This window comes from Halogeometricum rufum (assembly GCF_900112175.1).
In the GTDB taxonomy this organism is placed as follows: domain Archaea; phylum Halobacteriota; class Halobacteria; order Halobacteriales; family Haloferacaceae; genus Halogeometricum; species Halogeometricum rufum.
Map to the genome: position 1 here is coordinate 1690186 of NZ_FOYT01000001.1, position 16734 is coordinate 1706919.

The window sequence follows — 16734 nt, forward strand, 5'->3', positions numbered from 1 at the left end:
ACGCTCGGCGGCGCTATCCCGCGGGACGCGGCGCTCGCGGGGCGCTTCGCCACCCTTTTTGCCGCCGGGTCCCGTCCGTGCGAGTATGTTTGGCGGAGGCGGCATGAACCCGCGGAAGATGAAGCAGATGATGAAACAGATGGGCATCGACGTGACGGAACTCGACGCCGAGGAGGTCGTCATCAAGACGGCCGACGAGGAACTCGTCTTCAGCGACGCCCAGGTCACGCGCATGGACGCGCAGGGCCAGGAGACGTACCAGATAGTCGGCCAGCCCGAGACGCGCGAACGCGGAAGCGGCGACGCGGGCGGCGAGGACGCGCCCGCCGTCGAAGCCGCCGAGAGCGCGGAGAGCGCCGACGAGGACGAGGCGATTCCCGACTCCGACGTGGAACTCGTCGCACAGCGCGCCGGCGTCCCCAAGGGCGACGCGCGAGAGGCGCTGGAGGCCGAGAACGGCGACCTCGCGGCCGCCATCTCGCGCCTCGAATAAGTGTACCTGCTCGTCCACGAGGACCGCGAGTACCTGCGCGCGCCGGGTGACGAACTCCAGACCGACCTCGGCGTCCTCACCGTCCCCGAGGACGCCGAACCGGGCGACGTCGTCGAGACGCATCTCGGCGAACCGTTCGTCGTTCGCCGCCTCCGCGGTCCCGACCTCTTCAACCACCTCGAACGCACGGGCGCGCCGATGATGCCCCGCGACATCGGTCTCATCGTCGGGCACACCGGCGCGGCGGCGGGCGACCGAGTCCTCGACGCCGGCACCGGCACGGGCGTCCTCTCGGCGTACCTCGGCCGGATGCACGCCGAGGTGACGACGTACGAACTGGACCCCGACTTCGCCGACGTGGCCCGCGAGAACATGCGTCTGGCGGGCGTCGAGACGCACGTGGACGTTCGCACCGGCGACGTGACGGAGGAACTCGACTCGCTGGTCGACGAGGGGCCGTTCGACCTCCTGACGCTCGACACCGCCGACGCGGCCGAGGTGGTCGCCCGCGCCCCGGAACTGCTCCGGTCGGGCGGCTACGTCAGCGTCTACTCGCCGTTCGTCGAGAACAGTCGCGCGGCCGTCGAGGCGGCCCGCGAGGCGGGGCTGAACGACGTGGAGACGTTCGAGACCATCCAGCGCCGGATGGACTTCGAAGAGCGCGGCTCCCGCCCCTCGACGGCGGGCGTCGGTCACACGGGCTACCTCGTCTTCGCGCGGTACGAGTGAGGTCGGCGCGGGACCGGTCGCATCGGCCGCACCGACCGCGGGCCGGCCGTCCCCGTCGGACCGACGCCGTCACCCGACAGACCGAATCAGCTCGAACAACTGTTCTCTGTGTTGTGCCGGCGTCACAAGCGACGCCAGCGTCCGGTCGACCGTCTCGTCTTCGACCGACAGCGGGTACGCGCCGCCGGCGAGGAGGTAGCCGTCGTCGTCGGGCCACACCGCGAGGTAGCCCTCGGCCGTCACGCGCACCGTCTCGCCGCCGTCGGCCACGGCGTCCGCCGACTCACCCGACTCCCCGTCCGACGCCGGGGGGTCCGTCGACGCGGGATCGGTCGCGCCGGTCGTCGCCTCGACGCGGGCGCGGTACCGCGTCAGGTCGGCCTCCGTCCGCCCGACGGCGAACCGCCGCTTCTCGACCGACTCCACGTCGGCGAACCCGCGTTCGCGGAGTTGCTCGACGAACCCGTCGTTCGCGCGGTCGGTGACCAGTCGGGTGAGCGCCTTCGAGCGACCGGTCTTCGGCCGGAGGGCGAGGCGACTGGCGAAGAAGAACCGCCACGTCTCGTCCGCGCCGGTCCGGTCGCGGACCGTCGTTCTGAGTCGGCGGTCCTCGAGGACGACGGTGTGCGCGCGGACGGTGACCACCTTCGCGTCGAACATCGTCTCCGTCGTCGAGGACGTGCGCTCCCAACCGTCCGGGACGCGGACGTCCGGTGGAGAGCCGTCGGTCGTCGCCATACCTCGGCTACGGGCGGGCGGTCCTTAATTCGAACCGACGGGGAGGAAGAAGCGAACCGCGAGGACGGTCAGTGGTCGTCCTCGCGCCACTTGTGGCCGCACTCGACGCAGGTGAAAAAGCGCGTCTCGGACTCGTCCGCGGAGCGAATCTGCTTCATCTCGTAGCGGGCCTTGTCGTGGCCGCACTCGGGGCACTTCACCGTCGTCGTCGGACCGATTTCGGCGTCGTCGACGTCCGACATGTCCACTATCTCCGAGTCCTCTCGGGCGGCGGTGGAGGTCATGTGCGACTCGTTGGCCGCGTCTCTCGGCTTCTCGTACCCGCAGTTACCGCAGACCCAGACGCCGTCGTCCGTCTTCATCATCGACCCGCACTCGTCGCAGAACTCCATTGTTACCTGAGGCAGTCGCTTCTCACACTTAAGCGTCCGGGAATGGCTCGAGGCGGCGACCGCGACACGGCCGCCGCGTCCGCGAACGGTGCGACCTCAGGCGTCCCCGTCTGATTGCCCGGGTTCGCCGATGGCCTCGACGGGCATCGTGTTCTGTAGGTCCTCGTACAGGTCGCTCGGCGACGTGAACGCCCCACCGCCCACCTCCGAGACGAGGGCGCCGAGGTTCGCCTCGCCGTCGGCCATCTGCACGGTCACGTCGGAGAGTTCCTCCGCGGCGTCGTCTCTCGTCACCGGGTACGAGAGGTCCTCGAGGCGAGATTCGAGGCGGCTCAGGTTGATGCGTTCGTTCATAGGCGTAGTTCGTTCCCTGTACACTTATCGTTACGTTTCTGTGAGCGCCGCGTTCTCATTTGTCATCGTTGAGATATCAGTTTTGATATTCGAGATGTGGGCTTTATTAGCCGGGGGCGACCGCCGTATGTCATGAGACGCTGGTTACGACGGTTGCGTTCATCGACCGGCAGTGACGACGAGAGCGCCGAGAGACGGACGGACGGCGGCGTCGTCGACGACGTGGCGGGCGGAGCCGACGTGTCGGCACCGGACGTCCCCGGCTTCAGACCTGAGACCGACGCGACGGACGAGGTAGCGCGCCTCCGATACGAGCGGGACTACTGGCGCGGACTCTTCGAACAGGTGGTCCAACAGCTTCCGCAGCCCGGGTTCGCCGTCGACGACGACCACGACCTGGTCCACGTCAACGGCGCGCTCGAGGAACTGTTCGGTGCGGAGGAGAGCGAGCTACTGGGAAAGAACGCGTACGACGTGTTCCAGACGGAAGGGAAAGACGAGACCATCGCGGAGACGGCCGAACGGACCGGAACGGTCGTCGACGAGGACGACTACCGTGAGGTGCCGACGCCGCTCGGAACCCGGTGGATTCGCGGGATGGCCGTTCCGCTGTTCGACCCCGACGGCGACAGCGTCGGCGCGCTCGAAGTCACCGCCGACGCGACCGAAATCGTCGAACAGCAGCAGCGGATTCGGACCGCACAGGAGACGCTGTCCGCGGAGGTCATGGAGACTGCCACCGACGCGACGACGATGAGCGAACGGGTCGGCGACGCCGTGAGCGAGGCGTCGTCGATGGCCGCCGAGCAGGCCGAGAACATGGACGAGGTGTCCGGCGAAGTGGGGTCGCTGTCGGCGACGGTCGAGCAGATAGCCGCCTCCGCCGACGAGATAAACGAGCGCTCCGAGGAGGCCGAGCGACTGGCCGCGGAGAGCACCGAGTCGGGCGAACGCGCCGTCAAGCGAATGGAGAACGTGGCCGAGAGCGGTGAGGAGGCCGCGGAGCAGACGCGCGAACTCGCCGAACAGGTGGCGGAGATAGACGACATCGTCGAGGTCATCAACGACATCGCCGACCAGACGAACATCCTCGCGCTGAACGCCAACATCGAGGCCGCCCGCGCCGGCGAGGCGGGCGAGGGCTTCGCCGTCGTCGCGAACGAGGTGAAGTCGCTGGCGAACGAGGTCCAGACCGAGTCCGAACGCATCGAGGAGATCATCCACGAGACGCGCGAGGACGCCAGCGAGACGGTTTCGAGCATCGAGTCCGTCACCGAGGAGGTCCGCGACAGCGCCGACGCGATTCGCGACATGGTCGACAATCAGGAGGCCATCCTCGACGCCGTGAACGCCACCTCCACCGGGATGGAGGACATCGCCGGAGCGACCGACGACCAGGCGGTCCGGACCGAGGAAGTCGCCTCGATGATAGACACCGCCACCGAACGGTCGAAGCAGGTCCACGAAGAGGTCGAGACGGCGGCCGAGGCGAACGCCGAACAGATAGACCTGGTCGAAGACATCGTCACCGCACTCGACCAGTTGGAGTCGGCCGTCGGCGAACTGGACTCGCACTCGAACGACGCGGCGGACGCCCGCGCGGAACCGGACGGCCAGCGCGCGTAACGCCGTCCGCGCCGTCACTCGAAGTCGGCGTCTCGCTTCTCGAGGAACGCGTCCATCCCCTCTCGCTGGTCGTGCGTCCCGAACAGTCCGCTCCACGCCCGCGCCTCGTGTTCGAGGCCGGCCGAGCGCGGGGACTCGTGCACGGCGTTGAGCGCCTCTTTTGCGGCGCGGAGCGCGAACTTCGGCTTCGCCGCGAGTTCGGCCGCCATCTCGGCGACGTGCGTCCGGAGTTCGTCGTGCGCGACGACTTCCCCGACCAGTCCGCGTTCGAAGGCGTCCGTGGCGTCCACGCGTTCGCCGAAGTATATCATCCGCCGCGCGACTTCGTCCCCGACGAGGGGCGGCAGTCGCTGCGTGCCGCCCCACCCGGGGATGATGCCGAGGTCTATCTCCGTCTGCCCGATGAGGGCGCGTTCGGAGGCGACGCGCAGGTCACAGGCGAGTGCGAGTTCGCACCCGCCGCCGAACGCGTAGCCGTTGATGGCGGCGATGGTCGGTGCGGGGAACGACTCTATCGCGGCGGCGATGCGGTGGCCCTGTTCGGCGTACGCCTGCGCCTCGGCGGTGCCGAGGTCCTTCATGTGGGAGATGTCGGCGCCGGCGACGAACGCCTCGTCGCCCGCGCCGGTGAGTACGAGACACCGCGCCTCCTCCTCTTCGGCCCGGGCGAGAGCCTCTTCGATGGCGTCCAGCGTGTCGACGTTCAGCGAGTTCATCCGGTCGGGTCGGTCGACGACGAGGGTCGCCACGTCGCCGTCCCACTCGAGTCTGATCGTGTCCCACGACATGGCCGATGGCACGTAGGGCGACGGGGTAAACGTTCGCACGCCGGCGGCGCGGGGGCGACACCGCGCCCCGGGCGCGCCGGCGACCGGTACCCGAACCGTCGAGTGACATGAAACAGGTCTATTACGGGCGCCGCAAATCACCAGCATATGACCCTCTCCGACGAAGCGAAGGCGCGGTTGGCTGACGTCGTCCGACTTCAGCCGACCAAGAACAAGGAGTTACAGGAGCAGTGGGGGTTGGAGTCCGGGAGCGAAGTCCACCAGTACCTGGAGAACAACCTGAAGGAGTACTACTACCGCGACGACAACAGCCTCATCCGCGCGACGGCGGACGCCGCCGAGTTGGTCGACGTCGAACCGGGCGTCGAAGTCGGGGAGTCCGGCGACGAGGTGCCGTCGGTCATCCGCGTGCCGACGCTGGAGGCCAGCGTGTTCGAGGTGCTGGCCGGGCCCGACGACCGCTCCGAGAGCGTCGTGAGCGTGCTGAACAAGGTGCGCGAGGCGTTCGACGCCGACCCGGAGGTGGACGCCGTCCGCCGCGCCCTCCAGAGCCTCCGGCGGAAGGGCGTCGTCGAAGTCGTCTACCGGACCGTCCCCACGTTCCGCCTCGCCGTCGAACGCGACTCGGTGGACGTCGAGGTGACGGACTGACGGACGTCGCTCGCCAACTGACGCCCGCCGACTCGACTAATTCTCCCCCGGGTCCGCGTCGGCCCCCGTTTCGGGGTACTCGCGGCCTCTGACCCACTCGCGCCTGTCGCGCAGGAGCGACTGGATTCCCTTCCCCGGTCCGCCCTCGACGGGCCACCCGCCGGTCCGCCAGACCGGGGGTTCGGGCTCGAAGTCGGGACAGGACCCGGCGCACTCGGCGGCCGTCTGCGGCCCGCCCTTCGCCGCACAGTGCGGGACGAGGGCGCGGCCGTAGCGCCGGAGTTCGAAGTGCCGGCAGTCGGGCCGCATCGTGTCGTGGTACGACCGCCAGCCGGCGCCGTAGGCGCGTTCGGCGAGTTCGAGTCGGGTGGTCGTCCGTTCCTCGTCGCTCTCGGCGTCGGCGGGCGTCACGTCGCTGGGGTGCCACTCCACCGTCGCGTCGGCCCACGCGTCGCCGGGCGCGTCGGCGTCGAACGCGAACGCGAGGATGCCGACTTCGACGGGTACGTCTTCGAGGAGTGCGGGTTCGACGCGTCCGCCCGTCGCCGCCGTCGCCACCCACACCTCGTCGGCCAGCGCGGTGTCGACGTCCCGCGCGAGTTGGTCCGAGAGGGCGCGCGCCGCCGAGGCGTCGAGGTCCGGCTTGTTCTCGACGGCGACGATGCGCCGCACCCAGTCGGGGTACGGCGCGACGCGTCGAATCTCGATGCGGTTGTTCCGACGGCGCTTCTCCACGACGCCTCGCCCGGCGGCGCGGTGGACGGCCGCACGGACGTAGCGCCACGGGTAGCCCGGGTGGGGGAGCGCGTCGCGGTACCACGCCCACTCGGCGGGGGCGTGGCGGACGACGTGCAGGAGGTCCGAGTCGAGTTCCCGGTCGCCGAACCGCGCGCGGGCGGCGAGTCCGGCGGGGTCGCACTCGACGACGATGGTGTCCCAGCGGCGTCGCTTCGTGCCGAGTTGCCGGGCGACGATGACGGCGTCGCCGTCGCTCCCGCCGTCCGGCGGCCACGCCGCCTCGGCCCACCGGCAGACGAGCAACTCGAAGCCGAACTCGGCGCCTTCGGGGTACACGTCACTCGGTCGCATCCGCGGGGAGAAGTCGATTTCGGGTCGGTTCGGGTCGGCGTCGCCTCGACGGGGGCTAGCCGCACCGCTCACGCCGCCGTCCGACGCCGACGCACCTCGCCGTCAGGCGAGTCAGGCGAGGTACGTCGTGGTCCCCTCTTCTTCGTCCTGTGCGGCCACGTCGTCGAGGTACTCGTGGGCCTTCTTCAGGATGTTACGCGGGCCGTCCTGCGTGATGGTGTTGAGGGCCTGTTCGTAGTCGCGCCACTGGAGGTCGCGGTGTTCGGTGGAGAGTTCCGCACTCGCCTCGAACGACCGGGCGATGAACAGGTGGACCGTCTTGTGGATGGTCTTTCCGTTCGCTTCGAACACGTAGTCGTAGTCTTCGCGGAAGCCGTCGACGAGGCGGAACTCCTTGATTCCGGCCTCCTCTTTGACTTCGCGTATGGCAGTCTGCTGAAGCTCCTCTTTCCCTTCGACCCCGCCTTTGGGGAACTCCCAGTCCCCCGGTCGGCTCTTCAGGAGCAAATACTCCCTTCGGCCGCGGGTGTCGCGGAAGAGGATGGCCCCAGCGCTCACCGCTTGCACTGGCATTACTGTACGTAAATGTACGAGGTTTTAAGAGGCTATCGGTGCCTGTAGCGTCGCTTTCTTGTACCCACCACCTCCGGCAGGCCGCGTGAGTCGCCCGGTGCCGGCGTTCTGAACGCTCGCGTCCGATTTCGGGTTCGATGTGGGCGGCCGACGTACGCGCTCGGGGTGCGCGTTCGTTCGCCACCGTTCAGGGTGTGAAACAGTCGCAGAGCGGTGATAGATGCGCTTTTACGCGTCGCTGTTCACCTACCTCTCACGCGCACCCCAGCTATGACCTTCGTCACCAAACTCACCTTTCAGAGCGGGAATCGGTACGAACTGGAAGAACAGCTATCGGACCTGCAGGCGATGCTCGAACGGAAGGGCGCGGAGTGTAAGGGCCCGCACGCGTCGCCGCCGGAGCATCACACCGTCCCGCAGTACCGCAACCTCGGCCCGGGCGACGAGTTCTCCTCGTGGGACTACACCGTCTATTCGCGGAAGCTAGAGATTCACGGCAACGACCACATCGCCCGCGAGGTGGGCCACATGGAGTTCCCCGAGAGCCTCCACGTCGAGATAGAGGTCGAACAGAAGAAACCGCTCGGCCACCGCAACAAGTAGTCTACGGACACCGGGAGGGGCAAACGGTCACCTCGTCGCTACTCGGCACTTCTCTCCGCTCTGTTACTCTCCACTACTCCACGTCGAACCGCCCCTCGCAGTTCGTACACTGCCACCATCGTTCTGCCGTCTCCCAGTCGCCCAACGCGGCGAGGATGCTGCTCTCTTCTCGCGTCTGTCGGACGTGGGCCGCGAGTTTCCACTCGGTGCACCGCGGGCACTCGACGAACGGTTTGTACCGGTACTCCCGCTCTATCTCGTTACTGTGCCCGCTCTCGCGGCTTCCCGTCTTCTCCTTTCGGTCTTCGCGTACCACCTCGTCGAAGGCGTCTCTGTCCATGCACCCGGCTGACTCCGCGATAATATAAACGATTCCGTCTGTCTCGTTTGCTGTCCTGTCTTCGGCGATAGACGGCTACTCCGGTTCTTCGAGCACGTCCAGCAACCGCCCGCGGCCGCGGAACGTCGAGTCGTCGAACGACTCCACCTCGAAGCGCACCGTCGCGTCCACCAGCGAGGGGTCCGCGTCGGGGAGTTCGATGATGGTGTCGCCGATACGGACGATGGGCGTCGTGCCGTTCAGTCCCGTCACGAACGCGACCAGTTCCTCGCCCGCGTCGTACGTCGGCGTCGCCGTCCGCAGGTGGAGACCGGCGGTCAGCTTCCGGAGGAAGCTCATACGCGACTCACCTCCTCGGACTGCCGGTCGGAGACGTACTCCAGTCCGTAGCCGGTCCACGCGGCGAACAGGAAGACGGCGACGAGGAACCAGCCGTGGAACACGTACGGCCAGACGCTGGCGGGGTTGACCACCATCGCCTGCGTGAACCACTCGTACTCCTGCGGGAGCGTCTGCATCGCCGAGTACCCCGCCAACAGGCCGCCGCCCCACGGGAAGATGTACCCGAGCGCGGAGGTGTTGGCGTCGAGGATGTTCGCCCGTCGGTAGCCGTTGATGTTGAACCGGCGGCCGAGCGTCCGGATGTACGGCGCGATGGCTATCTCGGCGGCCGTGTTGATGGTTATCATCGCGTTCACGAGGGCCGTGCCGAGCACCATCGTCGTCTCCGCGCGGCGGACGGTGGTGGCGACGGACTCCAAGAGGAACTCCAGGATGGCCTCGAACCCGCCGCCGCGTTGCATCACCTGCGCGCCCGCGACGATGAGGAGGACGAGGACGATGAGCGGGAAGAAGCCCGCCGCACCGGAGTAGAGACTGCCGGCGACGGCGGTGTTCCCGGGTTCGACCGGGACGACGAGAGCGCCGACGACGGGGAGGGCGTCGATCGTCTGGACGAGGTCGGACGCCTGCGAGGCCCGGAAGGCGAGCATCGCGGAGGCGTCGGAGAGGCCGAGAGCGAGGTTGAGGGTGACGGAGACGATAAGCCCCCACGAGATGGCCTCGATGATGTGCCGTCCGGAGACGGCCGTGACGATGACGACGCCGATGGAGAGGAGGTGGACGAGTCCGAGCGCGGAGCCCTCCCCGCCCACGTCGCCGACGTTCACCGGTTGCCCCGCCATCGCCTGTCCCGCGACGACGTACGCGACGAAGGCGAAGACGGCGGCGACGACGGCGTACTTCAGTCGCGAGGCGACGACGCCGCCGATGTCGGCGTCCTGCGTCACCGCGGAGACGATGGTGGTGTCGCTCACGGGCGCGAGGTTGTCGCCGAAGACGGCGCCCGACAGGATGGCCCCGAACTGGAGGACGGGGTCCGCGCCGAGGGCGACGCCCGCCGGGAACACCAGCGCCGTGAACGCGATTGCGGTCCCGTACCCCGTCCCGATGCCCGTCGCGAGGAGGGCGGCGAGGAGAAAGGTCAGGGCGGGGAACAGCGACGCGCCGACGCTGACGGCGTCGGCGGCCCAGACGAGTCCGTCGACGAAGCCGCCGACCTGGATGGTCTCGGCGAACATGCCGGCCCACAACCACGCGACGATGGCCGTCGCGGCGACGCGTTCGGTCATCCCGTCGAAGATGATGTCCGCGTACACCTTCCACGGGCCCTTCACGAAGAACATCCCGACGATGAGGCCGACGAGCATCCCGGCGACGAGTCCCGTCGTGTCGCCGATGCCGAGCAGTCCGCTCTGGACGATAGCCCACGCGATGAAGAACGCTATCGGGATTGCACTCGCGAGACGTCCACCGTAGAACCGTACGTCGGGGTCGTCACTCTGGTGACTCATTCACTCGCACGTCCACGCCGCCTCTGATAAACGACGCGTTCTCGTTCGAGTCCGCTCCGACAAAAGTCAGTGTAGCTGTCACGAACGGGCACGGCGACGACGACTCGGCGTCGTCTCCGGCAACCCCGCCCTCCTCGAAGAGGTTTATGGCGGTCGGACGCAACCGAAGGCGTATGACGGCCTCGAACCTCGTCGAACTCCGACGCGACCTGCATCGACACCCCGAACCCGCGTGGTGCGAGTTCTACACCACCGCCCGACTCGTGGACGAACTGGAGACGCGCGACTTGGACGCCCTCTACGTCGGCCCCGAAGTGCTGTCGGCGGACGACCGGATGGCCGTCCCCGACGACGACGTCCTGTCCGAGTGGTTCGAACGCGCCCGCGAGGCCGGCGCCCGCGAGGACGTCCTCGACCGACTCGAAGGCGGGTTCACCGGTGCGGTGGCCGTGCTGAAACGCGGCGAGGGGCCGACCGTCGCCCTCCGCGTCGACATCGACGGCCTGCCCATCACCGAGTCCGAGGACGCCGACCACGCCCCCGTGGCGGGCGAGTTCCGCTCGGAGAACGAGGGGTACATGCACGCCTGCGGCCACGACGCCCACGCGACCATCGGACTCGGCGTCCTCGACGCCGTCGCCGAGAGCGACTTCCAGGGGACGCTGAAGGTGTTCTTCCAACCCGGCGAGGAACAGGTCGCCGGCGGCAAGCCGATGGCGAAGTCGGGGCACCTCGACGACGTGGACTACCTCCTGGCGACGCACGTCGGCCTCGACCACCCCTCCGGCGAAGTCGTCGCCGGCATCGAGGGCTTCCTCGCCGCCTCCCACTTCGAGGCCGAGTTCACGGGTGCGCCGGCCCACGCGGGCGCGCGGCCCGAACAGGGCGACAACGCGGTGCAGGCGATGGCGTCGGCCATCCAGAACCTCTACGGCATCCCGCGGCACGCCGACGGCGCGACGCGCGTCAACGCGGGCATCGTCGAGGGGGGCACCGCGACCAACATCATCCCCGAGGAGGCGTCTCTCGGCGGCGAGGTGCGCGGCGAGACGACCGAACTGATGCGGTACATGGAGGAGAAGGCCCATCGCGTGCTCCGGTCGGCGGCGGAGATGCACGGCTGTGAGGTGGATATCTCGACCGAGGGGCGGGCCCCGTCGGCGGCGAGCGACGACGAACTCGTCTCCATCGTTTCGGCCGTCGCGGCGGCGAACGCCGACGTCGAGTCGGTCGTCGAACGCGACTCGCTGGGCGGGAGCGAGGACGCCACCTACCTGATGCAGGAGGTACAGGACAACGGCGGACTCGCCGCCTACGTCGGCGTCGGCACCGACCACCCCGGCGGCCACCACACCCGCACGTTCGACGTGGACGAGGACTCCATCGGCCTCGGAATCGACGTGCTCTCGGGCGCGATACTCGACATCGCTTCGACCCGTCCCTGACGACGACGGTACCGGCCGGACCGCGGATTCACCGCGACTCGCCGGCGTCCGTTACTGTCACGCTCCCGGTACACTCGAACTTCGACGACCGTCTTTCTCCCGTTAATCTGACAAGGCGACTGTCACCGCCGAGTGAAAATTTGTAATTTCGCTTATATGATTTAACAGGACTGCGCTTGTCGTTCTCACCGCATGCCGACAGCCAGACAAGCCTGTGCCGTAGCCGCCGCCCTATTGGTCGCGGTGATGGCGCCGGTCGCACCTCTCAGCGCGCTTCAACCTGCGACCGCACAAGAGGCATCGACTGTTATCGATTCGTGTACGACCATCTCAGAGCCGGGTACGTACGAAATAAGTGACGAGTTGGCGAACGCGACGCCGGACCAATCGACGCCCCTCGTCGCCAACGACACGGCCGTCGCGGCCTGTATCGTCGTCGCCAGCGACGACGTGACCATCGTGGGCAACAACGTCACGCTCACGGGTCCGGGCGCGACGACCAACGTCACCGTCTCGGAACCGGTCGACAACGAGACGGAGACCGAAACGGAGACTCCGAACGAGACGGAGACCGAAACGGAGACTCCGAACGAGACGGAGACCGAAACGGAGACTGCCTCCGAGAACGAGACGGAAACCGAGACGGAGACTGCCTCCGAGAACGAGACGGAAACCGAGACGGAGACTGCCTCCGAGAACGAGACGACGACTGAGACCGAATCCGCCCTCCAGGTCGAGGACAACACCACCACCGACGGCGCCGAAGGTGGCGTCGCACCGGCCGAGGACGAGACCACCGGTCCGGCCGTGACGATGGCGGCCGACGCTGACACGAACGACACCGAAGCGGCCTACACCGTCGGTATCGCCGTCGTGAGCGAGGACAGCACCGTCGACAACGTCTCGATTCGCGACGTCGGTGCCACGAACTACTTCACGGGCGTCGTCGTCGCTGACGCGACGAACACCTCGCTCGAAAACGTCGACGTGAGCGGCAACACCGACATCGGTCTGGACCTGTACGAGAGTACGAACGCGACCGTCGACGGCGTGGACGCCAGCAACAACGGTTACGCGGGCGTCCTGTTCGACGGTGGCGAGAGCAACGAAGTCCGGAACGCGACCGTCGACGAGACCGGTAGCGCACCGGCGCAGAACGAGACCGACGACAACGAGACGGAGACGCCGACGGAAACCGAGACGGAGACGACCACGGAAGAGACGACGACCGAAGAGACGACCACGGAAGAGACGACGACCGAAGAGACGACCACGGAAGAGACCACGACTGAAGAGACGACCACGGAAGAGACCACGACCGAAGAGACGGCCACTGAGACGGCGGTCGACGACGGAACCGAGACCGCCTCCGAGAACGAGACGGTCACGGAGACCGAGACGGTGTCCGCCCTCCAGGTCGAAAACAACACCACCACCGAAGGCTCCGAAGGTGGCGTCACGCCGGCCGACAACGAGAGTACGGACGACGAGACCGAGACGCCGGTCGACGACGAAACCACCGACAACGAGACCATGGACAACGAGACCATGGACAACGAGACCATGGACAACGAGTCCGCCTCGAACTTCTCTAGCGCGTTCCTCTACGCCGGTGGCAGCAACAACACCGTCGTCGATTCGTCGGCGAACGCCAGCACCGGCTGGACCGTCTACGCCGTCGACGCGAACCAGAGCGGCGGGATGGACGTCACCGTCGATGGGACGCAACTCTCCTACGTCGCGACGGACGTCGCGTTCGCACCGAGTAACGAGACGCCCGAAGCCCTCGACGGCTACGCCGCCGTGACCGACGGCATCGACGTCGAGTCGCTCAGCAACGAGTCGAACCTCGAACTCACCGTCACCTACGACGTCAACCGACTGGCGGCCGAGGACACCGACGAACTGAGCATCTCGTTCTACCAGTACGCCGACGGCGAGTGGACCCAGGTCGACACCCGCGTTGACCTCGCCTCTAACACCGTCTCGGCGAACTTCACCGAGAACGGCACCGCCGTCGTCCTCGGCGAGATAGACGAGGACGCAGTCGACGACGACGACGAGGAACCGACGGAGACGGAGACGCCGACGGAAACCGAGACGCCGACGGAGACTGCGACCGAGACGACCACCGAGGAAACCACGACTGAAGAGACGACCACCGAGGAAACCACGACTGAAGAGACGACGACCGAGGAGACCACTACGGAAGAGACGACGACAGAAGAGACGACCACCGAAGAAACCACTACGGAAGAAACCACGACCGAAGAGACGACGACGGCCGACGCGTAATCGGCCGATTCGTCCCCGACACTTTCTTTTTCGACCGTCGAAGCGGCGAGAAGCGGCGGCTCCGAGTCAGTACTTCGGGTCCGCGCCGGTGACTTCGTAGACGTCTTCCATCAGGCTGTCACGCTGGTCCTTCCAGCCCTCCATCGCACTCGGTCGACGCGGGTACCGTCCGTAGTGACCCATCAGTTCGTCCGCGGCGTTCTTCGTCTCGTAGAACTTGTAAATCTCGCTCCAGAACCCGTACGACTCCTTCGCGGTCTTGGCGATGAGTCGGGGACCGAACGAGGTGGTGCCGGAGTAGAGCGCCTCGGCCAGTTTCTCGCCCGGCAGGCGGGCCAGCAGTCCCATCAGTTCGTTCACGTCGATGGCCGTCGACAGGACGTTGTAGACGTCGAGTCCGGCGTAGCGCTGGCCGAAGTGGTCCATCACGCGTTCGTTGTAGTGCCAGAGTGCCTCCTCGCTCACGTCGCCCTCGCCGATGGCGCGGACGGCCTGTTCGCCGGCGTACTTCCCGGCGTAGGCGGCACCGGCGATGCCGCCGCCGGTGGTGGGGTTGACGTGGCCGGCGGAGTCCCCCGCGGCGATGAACCCCGGCGCGACGGCGGAGTCGTAGGGGCGGCGCGTCGGCAGGGCCGCGCCGAGTTTGTCCGTGACCGTCGCGTTCTCGAACTCCGGCCGTTCCCGGAGGTCACGCTTCAGGTCGTCGACGAGTTTCATCGGCTCCTCGGTCATCTGGAAGCCGAGACCGGCGTTGATGGTCGTCTCGGTCCGCGGGAAGTACCAGATGTAGCCCGCGGCGACCTCCGCGGGCTTGAACACGAGGGCGTCGGACCACTCGACGGGCTCTTCGACCTCGACGATTTCGCGGTAGGCCGAACAGAACTGGCTGTAGGAGACGTTCGTGTCGAACGTCGCCTCGGAGAAGTCGGCTTTGTCCTGCAGGATGGAGAGGGCACCGGCGCCGTCGACGGTCACGTCCGCCTCGTACTCGACGACCTCGCCCTTCTTCTTCGCGCGAACGCCCGTCACGCGCCCGTCGTCGGTCTGGTTCACGTCCTGCACGACGGTGTCGTAGTGGAACTCCACGCCGGCGCTCTCCGCGCCGTCGATGAGGCGACGACCGTACTCCCAGCGGTCGATGACCGCGAGTTCGCCCGGCACGGGGATTTCGAGGACGGTGTCCTCCTGCGGAAGTTCGAACCGGCCGTGGTCCACGTCCGTGTTCGTGAAGGCGGGTTGAATCTGTTCTTTGGGGATGGCGTCGGGGAAGGCGTCGGCGCCTTTCAGGGCGTCGCCGCAGGCGATGTGTCCCGCCTCGTCGGCGGTCTTCCGTTCGACGACGACCACGTCGAGACCCTCGCGGGCGATCGTCGCGGCGGCGTAGCACCCCGAGGTGCCAGCCCCGACGACGACGACGTCGTACTCGTGGGTGGTGGTCATTGTTCGGATTCTGGCGGGCGAGCGGAAAACTCTTTATTTGTCGTCCCCGAGGTGGCAGTTCGCCCGCCGAGGCGGGACTGCCCCTCAGAGAAACAGTCTGTCGGTGTCCGACACCGACGCCGTCGCCGCCTCCCGCCACTCGCGGTCGAAGTCGGGCAACTCCGCCAGTCGCGCCTCGTTGCGGCGAATCTGTCGCTCGATGCGACGCGCGAGTGCGTCTATCTCCGCGTCGAGAGAGTCCATACGTGATTCTTGCGATGCGGTCGCAAAGGTGTTGGCTCCGCGTTACGTCTCGTCCGGGTCCCGCACGTCGTCTCCGAACACCATCTCGGTGTCGTCGTCGAGTATCTCCGCGTCGTCCGTCTCGGTGTCGCCGTCCGGCAGGTCGGGGTCCGCGGGGTCGTCGTCGAGTATCTCCGCGCCGTCGCCCGCCGTCTCCGCCTCTCCGGGAGAGACCCCGTCGGCCTCGTCCGTCCGTTCCGCGTCCGACGGTCCGTCGGTCCGGACGACGGCCCGGTCGGCCCCGTCCGCGTCGGCCGACTCGCTGTCGTCTAGCACCGCGGCGCCCTCGGCGAGTTGCCGGAACTCGCCCGCGTCGGCGTCTTCGCTCTCCAGATACGACTCGACCCGTTCGCTCGCCCGGCGGGTCGCGTCGGCGAGTGCGTCCGATTCGTCCGCGTGCGCGTCGAGAGCGTCGGCGACCGACGAGGCATCGTCGGTCGGCGAGGCGTCGTCGGACGGCGACTGGGGTGCCGACGCGGGTTCTGCCGGCGGAGACGGGTCGGTGGGAGACGACGAACTGGGTGATGGAGACGGAGATGCGGACGGCGACGGAGATGGAGATGCGGACGGAGACGACGCTTCGTCGTCGCCGGCGACGGCGTCCATCACCGCGTCGCTGACGCGCGCCTCTATCTCGGCCGTCGCGCCGTCGATGGAGTCCGCGACGGCGCGTTCGGTGGCGATGGCGACCGTCTCGCGCAGGTCGTCCTCGTCGATGCCCGACCCGTCCAGTCGCCGGGCGACGGCCGCGGCGTTCGCGTCGAGGCGGACGGCGGTCCGACCGACGGCGGCGACGGCGACGCCGAGGCCGGCGAGGACGGCGGCCGGCGCGAGGCGGGCCGTCGTGACCGCCGCGAGCGAATTTCCGCCGTCGAGGCCGTACCAGACGCCCGCCCCGGCGAGGCCGAGTCCGACGGCCGTCGGCGGCAGCGCTCTGAGGTGATAGCCGGCGGCGCGTCGGACGGCGTCTCGCAGTCGCATGCGCGGTCGGTCGGTCGGTCGGCAGTTAACTCTCCCGACCCCGTTACAAGATATGAGAACCG

The 16734-nt window shown here is 67.8% G+C and carries 19 protein-coding genes; 7 read left to right on the forward strand and 12 right to left on the reverse strand.

Annotated features, from left to right (window positions below; translation table 11 throughout):
• The first annotated feature begins 85 nt into the window (after positions 1-85).
• Together BM310_RS08720 and BM310_RS08725 are read left to right on the forward strand one after the other, a co-directional pair.
• The gene (locus BM310_RS08720) at positions 86-493 is read left to right on the forward strand and encodes a nascent polypeptide-associated complex protein (protein WP_089806549.1); all 408 of its coding nucleotides are present in this window, start codon (positions 86-88) and stop codon (positions 491-493) included.
• The gene (locus BM310_RS08725) at positions 494-1222 is read left to right on the forward strand and encodes a methyltransferase domain-containing protein (protein WP_089806551.1); all 729 of its coding nucleotides are present in this window, start codon (positions 494-496) and stop codon (positions 1220-1222) included.
• A 69-nt stretch (positions 1223-1291) separates the two neighbouring features.
• Here the strand turns inward: BM310_RS08725 and BM310_RS08730 are convergent, their stop codons facing one another.
• The 3 genes from BM310_RS08730 to BM310_RS08740 all read right to left on the reverse strand — a co-directional run bounded on the left by BM310_RS08730 (position 1292) and on the right by BM310_RS08740 (position 2706).
• On the reverse strand, positions 1292-1960 hold the full coding sequence (locus tag BM310_RS08730) for a hypothetical protein (RefSeq protein ID WP_089806553.1): 669 nt from the start codon (positions 1958-1960) through the stop codon (positions 1292-1294).
• Between the two features lie 68 nt (positions 1961-2028).
• A complete protein-coding gene (locus BM310_RS08735) occupies positions 2029-2352 on the reverse strand; it encodes a transcription factor S (protein WP_089806555.1) in 324 nt (107 codons plus the stop codon).
• A gap of 96 nt (positions 2353-2448) precedes the next feature.
• Positions 2449-2706, reverse strand: coding sequence for a DUF5789 family protein (locus BM310_RS08740; RefSeq protein ID WP_089806557.1), 258 nt, complete (start codon positions 2704-2706; stop codon positions 2449-2451).
• Between the two features lie 132 nt (positions 2707-2838).
• On the opposite strand from BM310_RS08740, the gene BM310_RS08745 reads away from it, so the two are divergent.
• The gene (locus BM310_RS08745; protein WP_089806559.1) at positions 2839-4332 is read left to right on the forward strand and encodes a methyl-accepting chemotaxis protein; all 1494 of its coding nucleotides are present in this window, start codon (positions 2839-2841) and stop codon (positions 4330-4332) included.
• Between the two features lie 14 nt (positions 4333-4346).
• Here the strand turns inward: BM310_RS08745 and BM310_RS08750 are convergent, their stop codons facing one another.
• A complete protein-coding gene (locus tag BM310_RS08750) occupies positions 4347-5120 on the reverse strand; it encodes an enoyl-CoA hydratase/isomerase family protein (protein ID WP_089806561.1) in 774 nt (257 codons plus the stop codon).
• A gap of 147 nt (positions 5121-5267) precedes the next feature.
• Here BM310_RS08750 and BM310_RS08755 point away from each other — a divergent pair, with 147 nt between their 5' ends.
• On the forward strand, positions 5268-5771 hold the full coding sequence (locus BM310_RS08755) for a DUF5797 family protein (RefSeq protein WP_089806563.1): 504 nt from the start codon (positions 5268-5270) through the stop codon (positions 5769-5771).
• 36 nt (positions 5772-5807) lie between these two features.
• Here BM310_RS08755 and BM310_RS08760 read toward each other — a convergent pair whose 3' ends face one another.
• Positions 5808-6860 (reverse strand): DUF5787 family protein, encoded by a 1053-nt coding sequence (locus BM310_RS08760; RefSeq protein WP_394328054.1) that lies wholly within the window; start codon positions 6858-6860, stop codon positions 5808-5810.
• A 111-nt stretch (positions 6861-6971) separates the two neighbouring features.
• A complete protein-coding gene (locus BM310_RS08765; RefSeq protein ID WP_089806566.1) occupies positions 6972-7433 on the reverse strand; it encodes a bis(5'-nucleosyl)-tetraphosphatase in 462 nt (153 codons plus the stop codon).
• A gap of 270 nt (positions 7434-7703) precedes the next feature.
• Between BM310_RS08765 and BM310_RS08770 the strand changes: the two genes are divergently transcribed.
• Complete coding sequence (locus tag BM310_RS08770; RefSeq protein WP_089806568.1) at positions 7704-8036, forward strand: uS10/mL48 family ribosomal protein; 333 nt, start codon at positions 7704-7706, stop codon at positions 8034-8036.
• Between the two features lie 73 nt (positions 8037-8109).
• Here the strand turns inward: BM310_RS08770 and BM310_RS08775 are convergent, their stop codons facing one another.
• The 3 genes from BM310_RS08775 to BM310_RS08785 form a co-directional block, all read right to left on the reverse strand.
• On the reverse strand, positions 8110-8376 hold the full coding sequence (locus BM310_RS08775; RefSeq protein WP_089806570.1) for a hypothetical protein: 267 nt from the start codon (positions 8374-8376) through the stop codon (positions 8110-8112).
• 75 nt (positions 8377-8451) lie between these two features.
• Positions 8452-8715, reverse strand: a complete 264-nt coding sequence (locus BM310_RS08780) for a DUF7513 family protein (protein ID WP_089806572.1) — start codon at positions 8713-8715, stop codon at positions 8452-8454.
• Positions 8712-10229, reverse strand: coding sequence for a Na+/H+ antiporter NhaC family protein (locus tag BM310_RS08785; RefSeq protein WP_089806574.1), 1518 nt, complete (start codon positions 10227-10229; stop codon positions 8712-8714). Before BM310_RS08785 ends, BM310_RS08780 begins: the two co-directional genes overlap by 4 nt.
• Positions 10230-10402: 173 nt before the next feature.
• Between BM310_RS08785 and BM310_RS08790 the strand changes: the two genes are divergently transcribed.
• Entirely contained in the window at positions 10403-11674 is a 1272-nt protein-coding gene (locus tag BM310_RS08790; protein ID WP_089806576.1) for an amidohydrolase, read from the forward strand.
• Positions 11675-12037: 363 nt separating this feature from the next.
• On the forward strand, positions 12038-13969 hold the full coding sequence (locus tag BM310_RS21345) for a right-handed parallel beta-helix repeat-containing protein (protein WP_089806578.1): 1932 nt from the start codon (positions 12038-12040) through the stop codon (positions 13967-13969).
• Between the two features lie 66 nt (positions 13970-14035).
• Here the strand turns inward: BM310_RS21345 and BM310_RS08800 are convergent, their stop codons facing one another.
• The 3 genes from BM310_RS08800 to BM310_RS08805 form a co-directional block, all read right to left on the reverse strand.
• Entirely contained in the window at positions 14036-15409 is a 1374-nt protein-coding gene (locus tag BM310_RS08800) for a geranylgeranyl reductase family protein (RefSeq protein ID WP_089806580.1), read from the reverse strand.
• 84 nt (positions 15410-15493) lie between these two features.
• Complete coding sequence (locus tag BM310_RS21350; protein ID WP_177232564.1) at positions 15494-15652, reverse strand: hypothetical protein; 159 nt, start codon at positions 15650-15652, stop codon at positions 15494-15496.
• 42 nt (positions 15653-15694) lie between these two features.
• The gene (locus BM310_RS08805) at positions 15695-16672 is read right to left on the reverse strand and encodes a hypothetical protein (protein WP_089806582.1); all 978 of its coding nucleotides are present in this window, start codon (positions 16670-16672) and stop codon (positions 15695-15697) included.
• Between the last annotated feature and the right edge of the window lie 62 nt (positions 16673-16734).